This window comes from Kitasatospora sp. NPDC096140 (genome assembly GCF_040303045.1).
GTDB lineage: Bacteria > Actinomycetota > Actinomycetes > Streptomycetales > Streptomycetaceae > Kitasatospora.
Window position 1 is genome coordinate 181123 of sequence record NZ_JBEOUW010000009.1, and the last position, 19861, is coordinate 200983.

Annotated in this window: 16 protein-coding genes, 2 pseudogenes and 1 riboswitch; of the genes and pseudogenes, 6 read left to right on the forward strand and 12 right to left on the reverse strand. The window is 72.8% G+C overall.

Translation table 11 applies throughout. From position 1 onward, the window contains the following. Positions 1-16: 16 nt before the first annotated feature. Positions 17-871: an EamA family transporter gene (locus tag ABT048_RS11995; protein WP_350521236.1), complete on the forward strand. Its 855-nt coding sequence runs from the start codon at positions 17-19 to the stop codon at positions 869-871. Positions 872-1029: 158 nt separating this feature from the next. Here ABT048_RS11995 and nicT read toward each other — a convergent pair whose 3' ends face one another. Continuing rightward, positions 1030-2145, reverse strand: a complete 1116-nt coding sequence (nicT, locus tag ABT048_RS12000) for a Nickel transporter NicT (protein WP_350521237.1) — start codon at positions 2143-2145, stop codon at positions 1030-1032. Between the two features lie 32 nt (positions 2146-2177). After that, positions 2178-2393: riboswitch (cobalamin riboswitch) on the reverse strand. 82 nt (positions 2394-2475) lie between these two features. Between nicT and ABT048_RS12005 the strand changes: the two genes are divergently transcribed. Beyond that, positions 2476-2859, forward strand: a complete 384-nt coding sequence (locus tag ABT048_RS12005; RefSeq protein ID WP_350521238.1) for an ArsR/SmtB family transcription factor — start codon at positions 2476-2478, stop codon at positions 2857-2859. Positions 2860-2913: 54 nt separating this feature from the next. Continuing rightward, positions 2914-4608: a hypothetical protein gene (locus ABT048_RS12010; RefSeq protein WP_350521239.1), complete on the forward strand. Its 1695-nt coding sequence runs from the start codon at positions 2914-2916 to the stop codon at positions 4606-4608. A 49-nt stretch (positions 4609-4657) separates the two neighbouring features. Here the strand turns inward: ABT048_RS12010 and ABT048_RS12015 are convergent, their stop codons facing one another. The 7 genes from ABT048_RS12015 to aroC form a co-directional block, all read right to left on the reverse strand. Then, on the reverse strand, positions 4658-6676 hold the full coding sequence (locus ABT048_RS12015) for an AAA family ATPase (RefSeq protein WP_350521240.1): 2019 nt from the start codon (positions 6674-6676) through the stop codon (positions 4658-4660). Between the two features lie 71 nt (positions 6677-6747). Then, positions 6748-7557: an Fpg/Nei family DNA glycosylase gene (locus tag ABT048_RS12020; protein WP_350521241.1), complete on the reverse strand. Its 810-nt coding sequence runs from the start codon at positions 7555-7557 to the stop codon at positions 6748-6750. 79 nt (positions 7558-7636) lie between these two features. Continuing rightward, positions 7637-8617: an AAA family ATPase gene (locus ABT048_RS12025; RefSeq protein WP_502894000.1), complete on the reverse strand. Its 981-nt coding sequence runs from the start codon at positions 8615-8617 to the stop codon at positions 7637-7639. Between the two features lie 183 nt (positions 8618-8800). Then, positions 8801-9229, reverse strand: a complete 429-nt coding sequence (gene aroQ / locus ABT048_RS12030) for a type II 3-dehydroquinate dehydratase (RefSeq protein WP_148647724.1) — start codon at positions 9227-9229, stop codon at positions 8801-8803. A gap of 8 nt (positions 9230-9237) precedes the next feature. Beyond that, on the reverse strand, positions 9238-10329 hold the full coding sequence (gene aroB, locus ABT048_RS12035) for a 3-dehydroquinate synthase (protein WP_350521243.1): 1092 nt from the start codon (positions 10327-10329) through the stop codon (positions 9238-9240). After that, entirely contained in the window at positions 10322-10843 is a 522-nt protein-coding gene (locus tag ABT048_RS12040; protein WP_350521244.1) for a shikimate kinase, read from the reverse strand. The genes aroB and ABT048_RS12040 overlap by 8 nt, the downstream gene beginning before the upstream one ends. Beyond that, positions 10840-12024, reverse strand: a complete 1185-nt coding sequence (aroC, locus tag ABT048_RS12045) for a chorismate synthase (protein ID WP_350521245.1) — start codon at positions 12022-12024, stop codon at positions 10840-10842. The genes ABT048_RS12040 and aroC overlap by 4 nt, the downstream gene beginning before the upstream one ends. A 261-nt stretch (positions 12025-12285) precedes the next feature. On the opposite strand from aroC, the pseudogene ABT048_RS12050 reads away from it, so the two are divergent. Then, positions 12286-13496 (forward strand): annotated as a pseudogene (locus ABT048_RS12050) (IS1380 family transposase); the annotation flags it as partial. 171 nt (positions 13497-13667) lie between these two features. Here ABT048_RS12050 and ABT048_RS12055 read toward each other — a convergent pair. Further along, on the reverse strand, positions 13668-14069 hold the full coding sequence (locus ABT048_RS12055) for a hypothetical protein (RefSeq protein ID WP_350521246.1): 402 nt from the start codon (positions 14067-14069) through the stop codon (positions 13668-13670). Positions 14070-14626: 557 nt separating this feature from the next. Here ABT048_RS12055 and ABT048_RS12060 point away from each other — a divergent pair. Both ABT048_RS12060 and ABT048_RS12065 read left to right on the forward strand, forming a co-directional pair. Then, positions 14627-14758: pseudogene (locus tag ABT048_RS12060) on the forward strand (transposase family protein); the annotation flags it as partial. Between the two features lie 211 nt (positions 14759-14969). Continuing rightward, on the forward strand, positions 14970-15194 hold the full coding sequence (locus ABT048_RS12065; protein ID WP_350521307.1) for a hypothetical protein: 225 nt from the start codon (positions 14970-14972) through the stop codon (positions 15192-15194). A gap of 280 nt (positions 15195-15474) precedes the next feature. Here ABT048_RS12065 and ABT048_RS12070 read toward each other — a convergent pair whose 3' ends face one another. The 3 genes from ABT048_RS12070 to mltG (ABT048_RS12080) form a co-directional block, all read right to left on the reverse strand. Further along, the gene (locus tag ABT048_RS12070; protein WP_350521247.1) at positions 15475-16305 is read right to left on the reverse strand and encodes a shikimate dehydrogenase; all 831 of its coding nucleotides are present in this window, start codon (positions 16303-16305) and stop codon (positions 15475-15477) included. Between the two features lie 34 nt (positions 16306-16339). Then, positions 16340-18244 carry an endolytic transglycosylase MltG gene (gene mltG, locus ABT048_RS12075; RefSeq protein ID WP_350521248.1) on the reverse strand — a complete coding sequence of 635 codons (1905 nt, stop codon included), beginning with the start codon at positions 18242-18244 and terminating at the stop codon, positions 16340-16342. Between the two features lie 188 nt (positions 18245-18432). After that, positions 18433-19701, reverse strand: coding sequence for an endolytic transglycosylase MltG (gene mltG, locus ABT048_RS12080; RefSeq protein WP_350521249.1), 1269 nt, complete (start codon positions 19699-19701; stop codon positions 18433-18435). Positions 19702-19861: the final 160 nt, after the last annotated feature.

Below are 19861 nucleotides of genomic sequence, written 5' to 3' on the forward strand. Positions count from 1 at the left end.
GGTCCGGGGCCCGCCCGTGACCGCCCTGCTCGCGCTCTCCGCCAGCCTGCTCTGGGGCGTCGCCGACTTCGGCGGCGGCGCACTCGCCCGGCGGCTGCCCGCGCTCGCCGTGGTGGTCGCCTCCCAGGCGGCGGCCGCCGCCGTACTGCTGGCCGCCGTCCTCGCCACCGGCGGCTGGGCCGACGCCTCCCCCGCCCTCTGGTACGCGGTCGCGGCCGGGGTGATCGGCCCGTTCGCGGTCCTCGCCTTCTACCGCGCGCTCGCCCTCGGCCCGATGGGCGTGGTCTCGCCGCTGACCACCGTCGCCGTCCTGGTGCCCGTCGGCGTCGGCCTCGCCCTCGGCGACCGCCCGGGCCCCGGCCGGATCGCCGGGATCGCCGTCGCGGTGGCCGGTGTGGTGCTCGCCTCCGGGCCCGAGCGCGGCGGCCGGGCCGCCGCCCGCAGCACCCTGCTGCTCACCCTGGGCGCCGCCCTCGGCTTCGGCACGGTGATGGCCCTGATCGCGCACGCCTCGGCCGGCGGCGGCCTGCTGCTGGTGCTGTGCGTCCAGCGGCTGTGCAACGTCGCCGTCGGCGGCACCGTCCTGGTGGCCGGCCTGCGCCGCTCCGGGGCTGCGGCCGGCCTGCTGCCGGGACTGCGGGCCCGGCTGCCGCTGCTCACCGCGGTCGGTCTCGCCGACGTCGTCGCCAACGCCGTCTTCGCGATGGCCTCGCACCGCGGCTCGGCCACGGTGGCCGCCGTCCTCTCCTCGCTCTACCCCGTGGTCACCGCGCTGATGGCACGCGGGGTGTTCAAGGAGCGGCTGCGCCCGGTCCAGGTGGTCGGCGCCGGGCTCGCCGTCGCGGGAACGCTGCTGCTCGCGGCCGCATGAGAGGCGCTCATGACGCTGCCCCATGAGCCGCGCTCATGGGGCGCAGTGGGATGAGCCGGGCTCATGCCCCGACGCCATGAGCCGACCTCATGGGACCCCATGAGTCACGCTCATGCCCGACGTCATGAGCCGCGCTCATGCCCCCGGGCTCAGGCCCGTCACGAGCCCTCGGGCGCCCAGCGCTTCTCCACCCGGGCGAGCTTCCAGTACCCGATCGCCAGCGCCCAGACCACCACGAACAGCCCGGCGATCGCGTAGCCGACGTTGTCCAGCGAGATGTCCGCGATCCAGCCGCTCACCGGGTCGGTGAGGTCGAACTTCTCGTGCAGCACCCCGACCAGCTCGATGGTGCCGATGATGAAGGCCACCGCGATCGACAGCCCGGTGATGGTCAGGTTGTAGTACACCTTGCGCACCGGGTTGGCGAAGGCCCACTGGTACGCGAAGTTCATGAACGTCCCGTCCAGGGTGTCGAACAGGCTCATCCCGGCCGCGAACAGCAGCGGCAGGCAGACGATCGCGTACCAGGGCAGTCCGGCGGCCGCACCCGAGCCGGCCATCACCATCAGGGTGACCTCGGTCGCGGTGTCGAAGCCCAGGCCCAGCACCATGCCGACCGGGAACATCTGCCCCGGCCGGGTGATCGACCGGGTGGCCCGGTTCAGCACCCGGGCCATGAAGCCGCGCGAGTCGAGGTGCGCCTCCAGCTCCGCCTCGTCGTACTGCCCGGCGCGCATCGCCCGGAACACCTTGAGGATCCCGAGCAGCGCCGCCAGGTTGAGCGCCCCGATCAGGTACAGGAACGCGCCGGAGGCCGTCGTCCCGACCACCCCGAGCCACTTGTGGGTGGTCGACTCGTCGTCCATCAGCGTGTTCGCCAGCTGCGCGCCGCCCGCCACCAGGGCGGCCATGATGACCACCATCGAGGAGTGCCCGAGGGCGAACCAGAAGCCCACCGAAACCGGCCGCTTGCCGTCCGCCATCAGCTTGCGGGTGGTGTTGTCGATCACCGCGATGTGGTCGGCGTCGAAGGCGTGCCGCATCCCGAGGGTGTACGCGGTGATACCCAGGCCCACCCCGAAGACCTGGGTACCGACCGCGTACCGCTCGGGTGCCACCAGAAAGATGAGCGTCCCGAAGGCCACCACGTGCATGGCCAGGATCACGCCCATCAGCCCGGCCGTGCGGACGGTGTCCTCGCGCCGCCACCGGAAGGTGGGCAGCACGGAGGGAGCCGCTGCGGCCTCCGCGGCGGCGGTTTCGGGCAGGGTCATCTGCGGATCACGCTCCAGCACCTCGTGGAATCACTTCGTGAGATGCCGCGGCCGGTCTCCTGGCTTACGGGACACGCCCGTACCCGCCTTCCCGGGTGCGCGAGGCGCCCAGTGACGTCGTGGGTACGGACGGCGCTCCCCCGCGGACGGGGGATCGGCCCGATCACAGTGGCGAGGGCCGCTCCGGACTCCGGACCCCTGAGGGTCCGTCACCGGTCTTCCCGAGCACCACGGCGGGCTACACGGTAGGGGCCCGGCCCCGACCCATGCAAGGCTGCGCACCTGCGCAGGTGTCCAGGATCACAGCCGCCCGCCTGCAAGAATGTCCGCATGCATCTCGTACCGGCCGACCGCGCGGGCCACCGCACCATCGACGGACACCGGGTCTGCGAGGCCATCGCCGCGATCGGTGACGCCGCGCACGTCCGGTCCTGGGCCGAGCGGTTCTCGCTGCTCGCCGACCCCGGACGGCTCGCCCTGCTGCTCGCCCTCCACCGGGCGGGCCCGCTCGCCGTCACCGACCTCGCGGTCGCCACCGGCATGCGCGACCCCGCCGTCTCCCAGGCCCTGCGGCTGCTCCGCACGGCCGGCGTGGTCACCGGCGACAAGGACGGACGAGTCGTGCGCTACCGGCTCGTCGACCAGGACATGCGCCCCCTCCTCGACGAGTGCGTCGCCGCCGAGCACCACGAGCCCACCGCCGCGGCCGGCTGACCGACACTCGGGAAACGCGGCCGCACCGGCACCCCGGATGAGTACGATCATGGTGTGCCGTCCCACCCCCACGCCTGGCCCGCCGACCGCTGGAACACCCGACCGGTCAAGGCCCGCGTGCTGGCGGTCGCCCGCACCCTCACCTCCGCCACCCGGGTCCTGGACGTCCTCACCCTGCTGCACCCGGACGGCGTCGAGCGGTACTTCACCGTCAACCCCGGCTCCGCCTTCGCCGATCGCGCCCTGGACGAGTACCTGCACGGCCTGCCCGGCTTCACCCTGCTGGACTGGGAGGACGCCGTCCGGCACCGCTTCGACCTGGCCGTCTCCTGCGCCGTGCACTCCTCCATGCACCGCCTGGACGCCCGGCTCGTCGTGCTCCCGCACGGCGCCGGCTACAACCGCCTGGTCACCGAGTCCACCGGCGACACGGTCAGCGCCGCCGGCCTCTCCCGCAAGGAACTCACCCACCGCGGGCGGGTGTTCGTGGACGTCCTCGGCCTCTCCCACCCGGAGCAGCTGGACCGCCTGCGGGTCTCCTGCCCCGAGGCACTGGACGTCGCCCGGGTGGTCGGCGACCCGTGCTTCGACCGGATGCTGCGCAGCCTGCGCTCCCGCGACGCCTACCGCGCCGCGCTCGGCGCCGTCGACGGCCGGCGGCTCGTCGTCGTCAACTCCACGTGGAGCGAGCACTCGTTATTCGGCCGCCGCCCCGACCTGCCTCAACGCCTGGTCCGCCGGCTGCCCGCCGACGAGTACGCCGTCGCCGTCGTCCTGCACCCCAACATCTGGAGCCGCCACGACCCCGAGGCCCTGCTCGACGCCGCCCGCCGGATGGGCCTGCGCCTGATCCCGCCGCACCAGGGCTGGCAGGCCGCCCTGGTCGCCGCCGACTGCCTGATCGGCGACCACGGCTCGGTCTCCGTCTACGGCGCCGCCCTGGAGCGGCCCACCGTGCTGGTCGCCACCGGCGCCGCCGAACTCGACCCGCGCTCCCCCGGCTACGCCTTCGGGCAGGCCGCGCCCCTGCTCGACCCCGACGGCGACCTCGCCGCCCAGCTCGAACTGGCCCTGGCCAAGCGGGACCCGGCCGCCCTGCGCCCGCTCACCGACCGCTCGCTGAGCCGCCGCGGCCGCTCCGCCGAGGTGCTGCGCCCGCTGCTCTACTCCTTCCTGGAACAGCTGGACGAACCGGGGGACGAACCGCTCCTGCCGCCCTACCCCGGGCCCGTCCCGCGCCCCGGCACCACCGACGCGCCCACCGCGTACGACGTCGAGGGCGAGAGCGAGGGCACCGAGGTCGGACTGCGGCGCTACCCCTTCGACCCGGCCGACCACACCCCACGCGGCTTCCACGCTCTCACCGACGAGCACCCCGGCGACGCCCTGCGCTACACCGCCGAGGTGCTGGCCCGCACCGAGGTCCGCGCCGAGCGCCCCGCCACCCGCTGGCTCGCCGACACCGTCGCCGAACTCCCCGGCCTCGCCGTCGCGGTGGCCGCCCTCGGACCGGCCCGCCACCTGCTCCGGCTGCGCACCGGGCTGCTCCTCGAAGCCCGCGCCGAACCGGACTGGGGCAGCCCCGAGCCCCGCCTCGACCCGCTGCTGCTCGGCTCCGCCGTGGCCTGCTGGCTCGCCGACGGCGGCGACCCGGCCGGCCTCCCCGAGCACGGGCTCACCGTCCGCACCGGCGAACACCGCACCCGGGTCTGGTTCACCACCGAGCCGCCCCGCCCCTCCCCGTCCTAGCCGCCCCGACCGCTCCGGCCACGGGCACCGAGTCCCGACCGCCCCTGCCCTAGCCCTCCCGGCCGTCCCGTGCCCGCAGCTCCCGCAGCCGCTCACGGCTGCGCTCCGCCAGCTCCTCGTCGCCCAGCTCCGCCGCGAGGCCGACGAGCAGGGTGTGCGCCTGCGCCTCCTTGGCGTACTGCTTGCGCTGCTCGGCCTGTCGGGCGCAGTCACCGGCGTGGACGGCGGCGAGACGCAGCTGCCCGAGCGCGCGGTGGGCCCGGGCCCGGACCAGCGGCAGCTTCATCAGCATGTCGCGGTCGTCGGTGTCCGCGGCCCGTGCGACGGCACCGTCCAGCACGGTCAGCGCCTCCTCCGCCCGGCCGTCGGCGATCAGCGCCTGCGCCAGGTTGTAGCTCTGGACGATCTCACCGTGGTCGTCGCCCCGGTTCTCCGCCAGGGCCAGCGTGAACCGCTCCACCGCGTCGCCGGGCCGGCCGTCGGCCAGGCAGAGCAGGCCGTCCGTCTCGTGCAGCACCCCCACCACGCGGCGGTCCGCCACCAGCGGCAGCTGCTCCGCGGCGAGCGCCAACTGCTCGGCCGCGAGCGGGTACTCCTTGCGCTCGAAGTGGGCGCGGGCGAGCTGGTTGCGCATCCGGACGACGGCGGCCGGCTGGTTGTCCCACTGGGCCGACTCGACGCCGAGCCGGTGGGTCGCGATCCAGTCCTCGTACAGCTTGCGGCCGTGGTACAGCGGCCAGAGCGACTCGCAGAGCCGCCACACCTCGCCGTGCCACTGCTGCTCGGCCGCCTCCTCCACCACCGCACGCAGGTTGGCCCGCTCGGCGTGCAGCCACTCCAGGGCGTCGGCGCCGGAGGCGAAACCGGGCAGCTCCTCGCCGCCGGCCTCCTGCAGCCGCAGCCGCTCCCCCATCGCCCGGTCGGCCAGCGCGGCCCGGCCCCGGTAGTAGGCCACCACCCGGGCGAGGAGTTCCAGCCGGCCGGGCAGGTCGCGGGCGCGGCGGTAGGCGTGCAGCCGCACCACGTCGTGGGCGCGGTAGCGGATCCCGGGGCCGTCGTCGACCACCTCGTCGACCAGGTGGACGGCGCGCAGCTCGTCCAGCGCCGCGCCGGCCTGCTCGACACCCGCGGCGCACGCCGACTCGGCCGACACGAAGGGGCCCGGGTGCACGCCGATCAGGCGGTAGAGCGCCCGGCCCTTCGGCGACAGCCGCTCGTGGACCAGGTCGTACGTCGGGCCGAGGGCGTTCTCCTCGTCGTCCAGCAAGGCCGATCCGCCTTCCCGGTCGTGCAGTTCGGCCACCACCCGGCCGACCGGCAGGTTGTCCCGGTCCAGCAGCTGGCTGCCGACCGCGTTCAGCGCCAGCGGCAGCCCGCCGCACAGCTCGACCAGCGCCGCCAACTCCCCGTCCGTGCCCCGCCCTGCGCCCAGCCAGGCCCGCACCAGGTCGGTGCCGGCGCTCGTACCGAGCGGCCCGAGCTGCCGCACCTCGGCGCCGTCCGTCCGCAGCGCGGGCAGCCGCCGCCGGCTCGCGACCACCACCAGCCCGCTCGACGGGAGCAGGGCGCGCACCTCGGCGGCGTGCTCGACGTTGTCCAGGAAGAACAGGCACCGCCGCTCGGCGGTGACGGTGCGGAACATCGTGAAGCGCTCCGCCTCCACCGCCGGGGGCTCCGACCCGAGGGCGCGCAGGAAGCCGGCCAGCAGCGACGGGAGGTCCACCCCGCCCCGGTGCCGGTAGGCCAGGAGGTCCGCGTAGAGGTCCCCGCCCGGGAAGCGGTCCCGGTGCTCCTCGGCGAACTTGGCGATCAGCTCGGTCTTCCCGACCCCGCCGAGCCCGGTGAACACCACGATCCCCAGCCCGCCCCCCTCGACCCGGCCCAACGCCGCGGTCAGCGCGGCGAGTTCCGGCTCCCGGTTGACGAAGGGGCCGTGCGGCAGCCGGACCTGACGAGGTCTCGGCGGCGGCTCCACCTGGTGGAGGTGCACCGATCCGATGGTGTCGGCCTGCACCACGTGGCCGCCCACCGTCCCTGACACGGTGTTGGCCACCCGGCGTTGCTCCATCTGCCTGCTCCCTCCGGCCGGTCGGCCCCAGCCTACGGTCCGGGAGCCGCGCCGGAGGGCGGATCGGCTCCTCAGGCCGCCTGGCAGGTCGGGCACCAGAAGAGGTTCCGCGCGGCGTGCTCCTCCGTGCGGACGTCCGTGCCGCAGACCAGGCAGGGCATCGCCGCCCGCCGGTAGACGTACACCTCGCCACCGTGGTCGTCCACGCGGGGCGGGCGGCCCATCGCCTCGGGGGTGTGCTCGGGGCGGACGGTGTCGATCCGGCCGGCCGCGACGCCCTCGTGCATCAGGGCGACCAGGTCGGCCCAGATCGCGTCCCACTCCTTCCGGGTGAGGTCGCGCCCGGCCCGGTACGGGTCGATGCCGTGCCGGAACAGCACCTCGGCCCGGTAGACGTTGCCCACCCCGGCCAGCACCTTCTGGTCCATCAGCAGCGCGGCGACCGTCGTCCGGCTGCCCGCTATCCGGCGCCAGGCCGCCTCCGGATCGGCGTCGGCCCGCAGCGGGTCGGGCCCGAGGCGGGCCACGACGGCGGCCTTCCGGTCGTCGGTGACGAGCGCGCAGGTGTTGGGACCGCGCAGGTCCGCGTAGCCGTCCTCGCCCTCCAGCCGCAGCCGGACCAGGCCGACCGGCTCGGGCGCCGGGCCGGTGCCGAAGGTGAAACCGCCGTAGAGCCCGAGGTGGATGTGCACCCAACCGCCCTCCTCGAAGCCGAGGAAGAGGTGCTTGCCGGTGGCCTCGGCCCCGGTGAGCAGCTGCCCGTCGATCACCTTGGCCTCGTCGGCGAACCGGCCCTGCGGGCTGGAGACCCGGACCGGGCGCCCGCCGAAGGCCTTCCGGTTCCGGACGGCGAGGCGGTGGATGATGTGGCCTTCCGGCACGGGCGTCAGCTCCTCGGGGCGCTGCGACAGGACCGGTCCATCATCGCAGCCGGCACCGACAGCTCCACGAATCCGCAGGTCAGCGGACCGGCATGCCCATCAGCCGGGCCAGGATCACGCGGTCCAGCTCGGCGGCCGTCCCGGCCACGTCCAGGTAGGAGTTGTCGATGATCGGCAGCCCCGAGTTGTACCAGCCGGCCATCCGTCCGTGGATGCGCGCCACTTCCTCGTCCCCGAGGCGCCGGTTGCCGCTGCGCCGGGCGTTGCGGCGCAGCACCGAGTCCAGGCTGGGCAGCAGGACGACCGGGATCATGCCGGGGCCGATGTGCCGCTTCCAGCCGCCGAGGCCGATCGCCGGGCGGTCCGGGAAGACCGCGTCGTCGATGATGCAGGAGATGCCGTTGGCCAGGTAGTTGCGGCAGGCGAAGCCGCAGGTGCGGCGGGCCAGCCGGTACTGCGCCTCGGAGGCGTTGTTCCAGCCGGACTGCGGGTTGGCGAAGCCGGACTGCACCCACTCGCGGACGTCGTCCAGGCTGATGTGCGCGGTCGGGGTCGGGCGGCGCTCGGCCCAGTACCGGGCGACGGTGGTCTTGCCGGCCCCGGCCGGCCCGATCAGCAGGACGGCGATCGGCCCGGTGGGCGCGTGCTGCTGCGGCGGGTGGGCGGGCAGCTGGACGGGCATCCCGGACGGCAGCACGAAGTGCCCGGTCCCGCCGGCGGGAACCGGCGCGCTGGGTGCCGGGGCGGGCGCCGGGGCCGCGACGGGGGCCGGCGCCGGAGCCGGGCCCCCGGCCGGGGCCGGAGCGGACACGGGCGCGGGAGCAGGCACGGGCGCCGGAGCAGGCACGGGCGCCGGAGCGGACACGGGCACCGGAGCGGGCACGGGCGCGGGAGCGGACACGGGCACCGGAGTGGGCACGGGTGCGGGCGCCGGAGCGGTAGCGGGCGCGGACGGCTGCGGAGCGGCCGGCGCGGGCCTGACCGTCGGCGGCGGAGGAGGCGGCGGAGACGGAACCGGCGCTCCCGACGGGGTCGCCCCCGCACCGCCCCCCGGCGGCACCGGCGGAGCGGCGGGACGCGGCGGGACCTGCCCACCTCCGGCGTACTGCGTCACGGCACCTCCCGACACCTCTCAGCGGGGACACTACACGGCGGCCCGGCGGCGGGCACAGTCCGCTGCCGGGCCGCGGGCCCCGCGCGGCCGGTCCGCGCTCCCGTGTGCAGGAGGCGGACCGGCCCGCGCTCAGCGCGTGGTGAGCTGCTCGGCCAGCGCGCGCAGCGCCAGCTCGTACGAGCCGAGCCCGAAACCGGCGATGGTGCCGGAGGCCACCGCGGCGATCACCGAGGTGTGCCGGAAGGTCTCCCGGGCGTACGGGTTGGAGATGTGCACCTCGATCAGCGGCGCGGTGCGCTGCGCGGCGGCGTCCCGCATCGCGTACGAGTAGTGCGTGAACGCACCCGGGTTGATCACCACGGGCACCTGCCCGTCGGCCGCCTCGTGCAGCCACTCCACCATCTGCTGCTCGGAGTTGGTCTCGTGCACCTCGACCTCGAAGCCGAACTCCTTGCCGAGCGCGGTGCAGCGCTCGACCAGCCCGGCGTACGAGGTGGCGCCGTAGACGTCCGGCTCGCGGCTGCCGAGCCGGCCCAGGTTGGGGCCGTTGAGCACCATCACCCTGGTCACGCCGCGACCTCCGCGTAGGCGGCGACCAGCAGGGACGGGTCGGGGCCCTCCAGCACCGAGGTCTTGCCCAGGCCGTCCAGGACGATGAAGCGGATCAGGTCGCCGCGCGACTTCTTGTCGATCTTCATCGCGTCCAGCAGCTTCGGCCAGGCGTCCGCGCGGTAGCTCAGCGGCAGGCCGACCGAGGCCAGCACGGTACGGTGCCGGTCGGCGGTCGCGTCGTCCAACCGGCCCGCCAGGCGGCCGAGTTCGGCGGCGAAGACCATGCCGATGGAAATCGCGGCGCCGTGCCGCCACTTGTACCGCTCGTTGCGCTCGATGGCATGGCCGAGGGTGTGGCCGTAGTTGAGGATCTCGCGCTGTCCGGATTCCTTGAGGTCCCCGGAGACCACGTCGGCCTTGACCTGGATGGCCCGGCGGATCAGCTCGACGGTGTGCGGGCCGGCCGGGGTCTTGGCGCCCTCGGGGTCGGCCTCGATCAGGTCGAGGATCGCCGGGTCGGCGATGAAGCCGCACTTGATGACCTCGGCGAGGCCGGAGACGTAGTCGTGCTTGGGCACGGTCTCCAGGGTGCCGAGGTCGGCCAGCACGCCCACCGGCGGGTGGAAGGCGCCGACCATGTTCTTGCCCTCGGCGATGTTGATGCCGGTCTTGCCGCCGACGGCCGCGTCGACCATGCCGAGCAGCGTGGTGGGCATGGAGATCCAGCGCACCCCGCGCAGCCAGGTCGCGGCGACGAAGCCGGCCAGGTCGGTGGTCGCGCCGCCGCCGAGGCCGACGACGACGTCGCTGCGGGTGAACCCGGTCTGCCCGAGCACCGACCAGCAGTACGCGGCGACCTCGACGCTCTTGGCGTCCTCGGCGTTCGGCACCTGCAGCGCGATCGCCTCGTAGCCCTCGCCGAGCAGGTCCTCGCGGATCGCGTCGGCGGTGGCGGCCAGCGCCTCCGGGTGGATGAGGGCGACCCGCTTGGCGCGGGTGCCGATAAGCGGTGCCAGCTCACCGAGCAACTGGTGCCCGATCAGCACGTCGTACGGGTCGTGGCCGGCGCTGCCGCCGACGTGGATCCTGACGGTGGTGTCAGTCATGGGGGGTCTTCAGCTCCAGTGCTTCCAGTACGGCGTCCGCGACCTGCTCGGGGGTGCGCCCGGCGGTGTCGACGACGGCGGTGGCCACCTCCAGGTAGAGGGGGCGGCGGGCCTCCATCAGCTCGCGCCAGCGGGCCCGCGGGTTGACGGCCAGCAGCGGGCGCGGGGCGTCCAGGCCGACCCGCTTGACCGCGTCGGCGAGCGGGACCTCCAAGAACACCACCGGCAGCTCGCGCAGCAGCTCGCGGGTGGCGTCGGCCATCACCGCGCCGCCGCCGAGCGCCAGTACCCCGTCGTGTCCGGTGGCGGCCTCGCGCACGGCGGCCGCCTCCAGGGCGCGGAAGTGCGGCTCGCCCTCGTCGATGAAGATCTCCGGGATCGGCTTGCCGGCCGTCGCCTCGATGTCGGCGTCGGTGTCCCGGAAGCCGACGCCCAGGCGCTCGGCCAGGGCCCGCCCGACGGTGGACTTGCCACTGCCGGGCGGACCGACCAGCACCACGACGGGCTCGGTCATCGGATGATCAGGTGGTCGAGGTAGCCCTGCACGTTGCGGCGGGTCTCGCTGACGTGGTCGCCGCCGAACTTCTCGTTGACCGCGTCGGCCAGCACCAGCGCGACCATCGCCTCGGCGACGATGCCCGCGGCGGGCACCGCGCAGACGTCCGAGCGCTGGTGGTGCGCCTTGGCCGGTTCCCCGGTTCGCACGTCCAGGGTCTGCAGCGCCCGCGGCACGGTGGCGATCGGCTTCATCGCGGCACGCACCCGCAGCACCTCGCCGGTGGACAGGCCGCCCTCGGTGCCGCCAGAGCGGCCGGAGGTGCGCTTGACGCCCTCGGGGGTCGGGACGATCTCGTCGTGCGCCTTGGAACCCGGCACCCGGGCCAGGTCGAAGCCGTCGCCGACCTCGACGCCCTTGATCGCCTGGATGCCCATCAGCGCGGCGGCCAGCCGCGCGTCCAGGCGGCGGTCCCAGTGCACGTGCGAGCCGAGGCCCACCGGCACGCCGTACGCCAGCACCTCGACCACGCCGCCGAGGGTGTCGCCGTCCTTGTGGGCCTGGTCGATCTCGGCGACCATCGCCTTCGAGGCGTCCGCGTCCAGGCAGCGCACCGGGTCCTCGTCCAGCCGGGCCTCGTCCGAGGGCAGCGGCACCACGCCGGCCGGCGCCTTGGCGGCAGCCAGCTCGACGACGTGGCTGACGATCTCGATCCCGGCCACCTCGCGCAGGTACGCGCGGGCGACGGCGCCCAGCGCGACCCGGGCGGCCGTCTCCCGGGCGCTGGCACGCTCCAGGATCGGCCGGGCCTCCTCGATCGAGTACTTCTGCATGCCGGCCAGGTCGGCGTGGCCGGGCCGGGGGCGGGTGAGCGCCTCGTTGCGGGCCAGGCCCGCCAGCACCTCGGGGTCGACCGGGTCGGCCGACATGACCTGCTCCCACTTCGGCCACTCGGTGTTGCCCACCATGATCGCGACCGGGCTGCCCATGCTCAGGCCGTGCCGGACGCCGCCGAGGAAGGTCACCTCGTCCTGCTCGAACTTCATCCGCGCCCCGCGGCCGTAACCGAGCCGACGGCGCGCCAGCGCGTCGGCCACCACGGCGGTGGTGACCGGTACACCGGCGGGCAGGCCTTCCAGCGTCGCGACGAGTGCGGGGCCGTGCGACTCCCCCGCCGTCAGCCAGCGCAACGTACCCAACGGAGCTCCTTCATCAGCGGACCGGCCCACGGCACCGCCGGGGCCCGACCGAGCGTGCCTTCTGTCCGAATCCTTTCATGCCCCGGCGGCACCCGGAGGCACAGTCCGCGTGACGGACGGCAACCGGTCACCCAACGAAACGAGCTCGCCGGGGCACGCCCGCTCGAAACGTCCCTTACGACCATGGGAGTGGTTGAGGTCTGGGCGTGCTGGCCTGGCGGTCCAGCTGGTGGTTGAACCGCAGGCGTTCTGCCGAGCGAGCACCAGCCCGGCAAGATCCTCTTTAATACCGTGCTCGCCTCGGCCCTGGACAATGACTGCCCGGCCGATGTCGCAATGTTGCGGGCCGAGCCCGCCGTGTTCAGGCCGGTGGCCTCCGATCCGACCGTCTCCCGCCTGGTCGACAGCCTCGCTGCTGCCGGGCCTCGTGCCCTTGCGACGATCCGAAGGGCGCGGACTGAAATCCGTGAGCGGGTATGGAAGTTGGCAGGCAACGCGGCCCCGAACGCGGGCGGCGAGGTGATCGTGGACCTCGATGGCGTGCTGCTCCTGGCGCACTCGGAGAAGGAGCACGCCGCCAAGACCTGGAAGAAGACCTTCGGACACCACCCGCTGGTGGCGTTCGTCGACCATGGCTGCGAGGGGTCAGGGGAACTGGTCGCCGGACTGCTACGGCCGGGCAGCGCAGGCAGCAACACCGCCGCCGAGCACATCGCGGCCGCCGGCATGGCCCTGACCCAGCTGCCGAGGAACTACCGGCGTGGGACGGTGCACGCTGATCCGCACCGATTCCGGCGGCGACACCAACAAGTTCCTCAACTGGCTCACCGCGCGCGGCCGATGGCTGTCTTACTCGGTCGAAATGACCATCACCGTCGCGATCCACCAGGCCGTGCTCCTTATCCCGGCCTCGGCCTGAACGCCGGCCGCCGAGCTCGGCGGCAAGGTCCGCGACGGCGCCTGGGTCGCCGAACTCTCCGGCGATGTCTTCAAGGGCTGGCCAAAGGGGATACGGCTGATCGTCCGCAAAGAACGGCCGCACCCCGGAGCGCAGTAGCGCTTCACCGACGCCGACGGCATGCGCCTGACCTGCTTCGCCACCAACACCACCGGCACCCCGATCGCCAAGCTGGAGCTGCGGCACCGCCAACGCGCCCGTGCCGAGGACCGCATCCGCGCCGCCCGTGACACCGGCCTGCGCAACCTCTCTCTGCGACACGGCGGCGCAGAATCAGGTCTGGCTGGAGATCGTCCAGCCCACGCTCGACCTGCTGGCCTGGATGTCCATGCTCCCCCTTACTGGGACCGCGCGTCGCTGGAAACCCAAGCGCCTGCGACTGCGGCTGTTCTTCCCCGTCGCTCAGCTGGTCACCACCGCCCGCCGCGTACTCCGCCTCGCCCGGTACTGACCCTGGACCGACGTGATCACGGCCGCGTTCAAACACCTCCAAGCCCTGCCTAATCCCGGCTGACCAGCAGCGGTTCTCTATCCCAACGAGCAAGCCACCCCCGGAGCCGCGGAAGCTGGCGCCCGCCCGACGCGGCAGCCAGGCCATCTCCACCCCCGCACAAATGAACACCCAGGCCAGATCAGCAAAAGCGGCCCGCCAGCCAAGCTGACGGGCCATCATGCAAGATCGAGGCTAGTAGTAGCCCGTGTTGCTGCTTGTGTTCCAGACGTCCCACCAGTCGCTGCCGTAGTTGGCGGGCACCGAGGCGAAGGTAAAGCGGTAGGCAGTCGAGGACTGGCAGTTCCAGCCGGTGTACTCATCGACGGTCATGGCACCCTTCCACCACCAGCCGGCGAGGGGGAAACCAATGGTGCCGTTGGAGTTGACGCAGGCATGGGCATAGTGATCGTTCTGGTCATACCCGGTGATCATGATGGAATGGGTGCACTTACTGACAGTGCAGCCCCGACCGTCGTAGAACTTGACCTGCTGGCCGTTTCCTCCAGCGAAAGCGGTGCTGGAGGTGGCCAGGACACCGGTGGCAGTAAGTGCCGCGACGCAGAGAGTGGTTGCAACCTTGCGTATGAGGTGCACGCTTTCCTCCCATTCAAGACGGGTGCAGTTTGGTTTGCGAGGGTGCGGCGGGCCCGACTGGATTCACCATCCCCGTTGATGTGATCATAGCTAGAGTCTCTTCGTTTGGGCCAGCACCTATTTTCGGGAAGGGTGTTGGGTCGATAGCTAGTTGACTACACGTCAGCTCGCCTGGCCGACTCTGGTGTTGAGTTTGACTGGGCCCGGCTTGAGCGGCAGGGGCGCCCCCTTGCAGCTGGCAGCTGCGGACGTGAGTTGCTGTTCGCCCTATTGGCGTACGCACCTGACGCTTCGACAGCTGACGTCTTTGGGAACGTTAGCTAGCGTGGTCGGCCCGTGACATGAGAAGGGCCGCACGTGTTGGGTGAGTTGCGACGCCGACCTGGGCCCGCGCGGCCTGTTCCCATCCTGCCGTGTCCGAGGTCTCTCGCGCACATTGCGGCGAGTTGCTCGAAGAACTCGCCCCGAAGTGGGAAGCAGCCAGGGACTCGGCGCTGCGCGAGCGACGCGGCGGTGACCCGCGGCGAGCGACCGGCACGGGGCCCGAGCAGCGCCTGGTGTTCACCGACCGGCTGCTGGTCACGCTGATACACCTGCGCCTGGGCCCGCCACACGCGGCCCTGGCCCAGCCGCACGGCGTGGACCGCTCCACCGTCTCCGGAGCGATCCGCGAAGTGCGACGGCTACTGGCTGCGCAAGGCTTCGCCGTCCCCGACCGCCCCGGGCTGCGACTGCACACGCTGGAGGACCTGTTCGCCTACGCCGACACCGAGAACGTGGACCTGCGGCTCAACAGCACCGAGGTGCAGGTCCGCCGCCCGCGCGCCGGACGCCCTGGCCGAAGGGCGTTCGTGTCCGGCAAGAGGAAGCAGAACACCGTCAAGACCACCACCTACAGCGATGCCCAGGCCCGCACACTCTTCAGCGTGTCGTCCTGCCGGGCCGGAGGCCGGCCAGACCGGCGTGCGCGCCGAGGGCATCGCCGAGCAGCTCCGCCGAGACCCGACCGTGAAGGCCGAGGCCGACGAAGGCTACCGGGGCCTGGCCAACGAGTTCCCCGTCCAGGTCAGTGCCCCACCGAAGAAGACGAAGGACGACGCACCGTTGGGCGAGCACCACGCCTGACGCAAGCAGCGACACCGCCAGTCCTCGGCCCGGATCCGCGTCGAACACCCCAACGCCGAACTCAAGCAGTGGCGACCACTCCGGCAGTACACCGGCCGACGCGAGACCTACGCCGAGACCCACTCGCCATCGCCCAACACGTTTCCGACCGCTCCGCCCGCAGGGCCACCCGCCACCGGACCAGCACCGAGCTGGTGCTCGCCCGGCAGAGCACCAGCTGATCAACCAGTAGCCGAACCGTCAGGCCAGCACACCCAGACCTCAATCGCTCCCAAGGTCGTTAACGCCCGGCGAGCGCCTTCTCGCCGGCCTCGCGCATCGCCGCCAGCGGCCCGGGAACCCGCCCGGTGAAGGCCTCGCTCTGCAGCACCGCCTGGTGCACTAGCAGGTCCAGCCCGCCCAGGACGGTCGCCCCGCGGTCGGCACAGGCGGCGGCCAGCGCCGTCGGCCACGGGTGGTACAGCACGTCGAACAACGCGCCCGGGGCCGCCGTCAGCGCGTCGGCGAAGCCGTCCGTCGCACCGACCGGCGTGGTGGAGACGGTCAGCGGCTGCGCCAGCGCCTCGGCCCCGCGCTCCCAGTCGGCGGTGCGGACGACCACGCCCAGCCGCTCGCCCAGTTCGGCCATCTCCCTGGCCCGCTCGGCGCTGCGCACGTAGACCGTCACCTCGCCGGTGCAGATCTGGGCGAGCGCGGCCAGCGCCGACGAGGCGGTGGCCCCGGCGCCGAGGACGGCGGCGCCGGGCACCTCGGTGATCCCGCGCTCGCGCAACGCGTTGACCAGCCCGGGGACGTCCGTGTTGTCCCCGGTGCGCCGCCCGTCGGCGGTGAACACCACGGTGTTGACCGCGTCCACCGAACGGGCCGTCGCGCTGACCTCGTCGAGCAGCGGGATGATCGCCCGCTTCAGCGGCATGGTCAGCGACAGCCCCGCCCACTCGGCCTCGTCCAGCCCGGCGACGAAGCCGGGCAGCGCGGCCTCGTCGACCTCGAAGCGGTCGTAGTGCCAGCCGTCCAGACCGAGCGCCGCGAAGGCGGCCCGGTGCAGGTCCGGCGAGAGCGAGTGGGCGATCGGCGAGCCGAGGACGGCCGCCCGGTGCTTGCTGGTCAACGCTGCCTCTCCATGAACTGCTGTCCCGCCGCGGCTACTTGGTGGTGCAGTGGCCGCGGGCCTCGTCGAAGCCCTGCCCGGCCGCCTGGCAGTACTCCTTGACGTTGGCGTAGTGCTCCTTGCTCGTCTCGGCGAACCTGGTGTGCTGCGGGTCCATCGCGATGAAGTACAGCCACTTGCCGTCCGCCGGGTGGAGCACCGCGTTGAGCGCGTCGTCGCCGGGGTTGGAGATCGGCGTCGGCGGCAGACCCGGGTTGATGTACGTGTTGTACGGGTTGCTCGCGTTGTCCATGTCGCCCTTGTTGAGCTCCTTGCGGCCCAACGAGTACTGCAGCGTGGTGTCCATGCCGAGCTTGTGGTTGATCTCGCCGCCGGCGGCCAGCCGGTTCTGGATGGTCTTGGCCATCTTGGCGAAGTCGTCGACGTTGTTGCCCTCGCGCTGGAGGATGCTCGCCTCGATGATCACCTCGTACCCGGTCTTCAGGCCCACCGAGGCGGCCTGGGAGTCCAGGTTGGCGTACTTGTCGGTGGCGGTCTTCACCATCTGCTTGAGCAGGTCCTCGGGCTTCATGCCGTCGGCGATGTTGTAGCGGGTCGGCCAGAGGAAGCCCTCGATCTTGCCCTGGGCGTAGGCCGGCAGGCCGAGGTCGTTGACCTGAGCCTGGGCCACCGCGGCCGTGGTGCCCTTCTGGAGCTTCAGCTTGTCGTCGATCTTGGCGTAGATCTCGGTGGAGTTCTTGCCCTCCGGGATCACGATCGCCGCGCCGCCCGCCTGCGCGAGCAGTTCCTTGAGCGCGGCGGCGGCCGGCATCTCCTTCTTCAGGACGTAGAAGCCCGGCTGGACGGTGGTGCACTTGGGCTCGGCCTTGCAGGCGTCGGAGAAGGCGTCGACGCTCTTGACCACGCCGGCGTTCTTCAGCGCCAGGCCGATCTGTCCGGCGACCGCGTCCTTCTTGACCTCGAACTGGACGGAGCCGGTGCCCTCGCCGGCGAAGTCCGGCGCCGGGCCGAAGTGGTCCTGGTAGAAGCCGTAGCCCCACCAGCCGGCGCCGCCGACGGCGCCGAGCAGCACCACCGCGACCAGCAGGCAGGCGCTGCCGTTGCGGCGGCCCGACTTCTTGCCCTTCTCCTTGCGCTTCTTCTTCGCCTCGCGGGAGTCGTCCTGCTCGGAGAGGAAGCCGCCGTCCTCGGCCTCGGCGTGCCCGTCGAGGTACCCGCCGTCCTCGGGGTGGCCGTCCTCACCGCCGTCCCACTCGTCGGTCCCGCTCTCGGGCGCGCCGCCGACCGGGGCGCCGGACTCCAGCGCGGCGGCCTCGGCCTCCCAGTCGATGCCGTCCGGTCCGGGGCCCGAAGCGGGCGCGGGCTCCGGCTGCGGCCGGGTCTGCTGCTGCGGCGGCACGGCCTGCTGCTGGGCACCGGGCTGCTGCATCCCCGGCTGCTGCATGCCGGGCTGTTGCACGGGCTGCTGCATCCCCGCCTGCTGCATGCCCGCCTGCTGCATGCCGGACTGCTGCGCGCCCGGGAATCCCTGCTGCGGGTAGCCCTGCTGCTGCATCGGCTGCTGCTGCATCGGCATCTGCTGCTGCGGGTAACCCTGCTGCTGCATCTGCTGGAACGCCTGCTGGGCGTGCCCCTGCGGCATGAAGCCCTGCTGACCGCCCTGGAACTGCTGCTGGAACGCCTGCGGCGGCATCTGCTGCTGCGGGTAGCCCTGCTGCTGCATCGGCTGCTGGAACGCCTGCTGCTGGGGGTACCCCTGCTGCACGTCCCCGTACGGCTGCTGGACCTGCTGGCCCGGCTGGCCGTGCTGGCCCTGCTGCGGGTACTGCTGCCACTGGCCGTCCTGCTGGCCGGGGACCGGCTGCCGGCCGTCGTACCCGGGATCACCGGGGTGCCACGGCTCGCCCTGGGGGGCGTAGCCCCCACCGAGATCGGTCATTGATCCCCTTAACCGACGGTGACGGCCGGCGGATCGGACCGGCCGTCCGGGACGGCATCGTCCCGGCTGAATCTCGAACCGGCGTGCTAGCGCAGCGCCTGGAGGGAGACGTTACCGTACCGCAGCCTTACCCCCACCCGGGCGAACGCACCGTCACCGGGCGGCCTCACGGACGGCACACAAGATCACTACGGAGTCGCCGCACCCGGGCCGGAGGAGGCCCCCGGCGCCGCACCGGAACCGGATGCCGAGGCGGAGGCGGTGGCCGAGGCCGGAGCCGACGCGCTCGGCTTCGCCGCCGCCCGGTTGGCGTTGAACTCCGCCACGTTGCGCTGCTGCACGTCGAAGCTGTCGGTGAAGCGGGTGTCCCCGGGCTTCACGGTGACGAAGTACAGCCAGTCCCCCGGCGTCGGGTCCAGCGCCGCCATGATCGCCTGCCGCCCCGGGTTGGAGATCGGCGTCGGCGGCAGCCCGGGGTGCAGGTAGGTGTTGTACGGGGAGTCCAGCTTGGTCTCGGTCACCGTGGTGTTCAGGGTCGACCGGCCGAGCGCGTAGTTGATCGTGGAGTCCAGTTGCAGCGGCATGTGCTTGGCCAGCCGGTTGTAGATCACCCGGGCCACCTTGCCCATGTCCTCGGTGTTGTCGGCCTCGCCCTGGACCATGCTGGCCACGGTGACCAGCCCGTACACGGTCTGTCCGAGGTTCTGCGCGACGACGGTGGCGTCGTCCCTGGTGAACTCCTTGCCGGCCCGCTCCACCATCTGCTTCAGCAGGTCGATCGCGGTGGTCCCGTCGGTGACGGCGTACGTCGCCGGGAACAGGTAGCCCTCGGGGCTGCCGTTCGTGAAGTCCGGCAGGCCGAGCTCGGCGCCCTGCTCCTGGGCGGTGCGCTGGGTGGTGCCGTCGGGCAGGCCGAGCTTCTTGTCGATGGCGGCGTAGATCTGGTAGCCGCGCCAGCCCTCGGGGATGGTCAGGCCGTTGGCGTTGGCCGGGTCGATCAGGATGGCCAGCGCCGCGACGGCCGACATCTTCTGCTTCAGCGTGTACGTCCCGGGCTGGATCCGCCCGGCGGCGGCCGCGCTGCCCTTCGCGGCCCGGGTGAAGGCGAGCGAGCTGGCCACCACGCCGTTGCGGACGAGGGCGGACGCGATCTGGGACAGGCCCGCGCCCTCCGGCACCGAGACCTGGACGCTGCCGGTGCCCTGTCCGGCGAAGTCGGCGGCGGCCGGGGGTTTGCGCTGCGCCTGGAACCACGTGTAGCCGGTCAGCCCGACCCCGCCGAACACCGCGACCAGCGCGAGCGCGGTGAGCCCGCAGGCCAGGCCGTTGCGCCGCCGGTGGGGATCCGGCGCATCGAAGCGCGGACGGGGCGCGGACGGCGGCCGGCCCTCCGGCTCCAGCACCGGCGCACCCAGGTGTCCGGGGGTGAGCCCCGGGTGGAAGTCCTGGTCGGTCATCGCGCGTCCCCTCGACGGTCCCAGACCGTTCCGGATCGACCACAATCGATCCGGAACGGCATCGGAAACGAACGAAGAGGGGTGGGGGGGGGGCCGCGGCGCCCCCCCCCCCCACAAGGTCGATCGTTAAAGGTAGGGAGACCAACCGCGCGGAACACGC

Coding starts and splice junctions, on each gene's coding strand:
- nicT (WP_350521237.1), bottom strand. CDS start 2,145: ATGACCCTGCCCGAAACCGCCGCCGCGGAGGCCGCAGCGGCTCCCTCC.
- ABT048_RS12005 (WP_350521238.1), top strand. CDS start 2,476: ATGCATCTCGTACCGGCCGACCGCGCGGGCCACCGCACCATCGACGGA.
- ABT048_RS12015 (WP_350521240.1), bottom strand. CDS start 6,676: ATGGAGCAACGCCGGGTGGCCAACACCGTGTCAGGGACGGTGGGCGGC.
- aroQ (WP_148647724.1), bottom strand. CDS start 9,229: ATGGTGCTCAACGGCCCCAACCTGGGCCGGCTCGGCAGCCGCGAGCCG.
- aroB (WP_350521243.1), bottom strand. CDS start 10,329: ATGACTGACACCACCGTCAGGATCCACGTCGGCGGCAGCGCCGGCCAC.
- ABT048_RS12040 (WP_350521244.1), bottom strand. CDS start 10,843: ATGACCGAGCCCGTCGTGGTGCTGGTCGGTCCGCCCGGCAGTGGCAAG.
- ABT048_RS12065 (WP_350521307.1), top strand. CDS start 14,970: ATGCCCAGGCCCGCACACTCTTCAGCGTGTCGTCCTGCCGGGCCGGAG.
- mltG (WP_350521248.1), bottom strand. CDS start 18,244: ATGACCGATCTCGGTGGGGGCTACGCCCCCCAGGGCGAGCCGTGGCAC.
- mltG (WP_350521249.1), bottom strand. CDS start 19,701: ATGACCGACCAGGACTTCCACCCGGGGCTCACCCCCGGACACCTGGGT.